Below are 439 nucleotides of genomic sequence, written 5' to 3' on the forward strand. Positions count from 1 at the left end.
TGGTTCTTTTTACACTCTGGATGTTCTTTACTTGCATAACGACGATAAGAAATATAGGAAAACAAATTGTTTTGAAACAATCCTTCCGCTAGTCGAGCGTTATAATAGCCCGCATCTAACGCAATTTCTTTCGGAATATATCCCAATCGTTCTTTTGTACATTCGATTCGCTTTCGTAAAATACGATGTCCTGGGACATTTGCCGGTGTAATGTGTGTATCAATGATAAAATTGTGTAAGCCATCTACCATTCGGTGTTCAAAATAAGCAAACCGTCCCCTGGCATCATGTTTCACAGAGAGACGTGCATCTGGATCAGTTGGACTTTTCAGAATGCGTTTTGTTTCGATTTTGGTCGGCCGAGGAAGGAATGGTTTCTTTCCCTTTTCGATTCTTCGCTTGTTCACTTTCTCTAATGTGTAAAAGTCTTCTTTGACTT

1 pseudogene is annotated in these 439 nt (G+C 39.4%); it reads right to left on the reverse strand.

The annotated features are described in order from the left end of the window. Window positions 1-439: pseudogene (locus tag MR056_RS21990) on the reverse strand (IS1182 family transposase); the annotation flags it as partial.

This window comes from Bacillus cereus group sp. BfR-BA-01360, assembly GCF_022663595.1.
GTDB lineage: Bacteria > Bacillota > Bacilli > Bacillales > Bacillaceae_G > Bacillus_A > Bacillus_A cytotoxicus.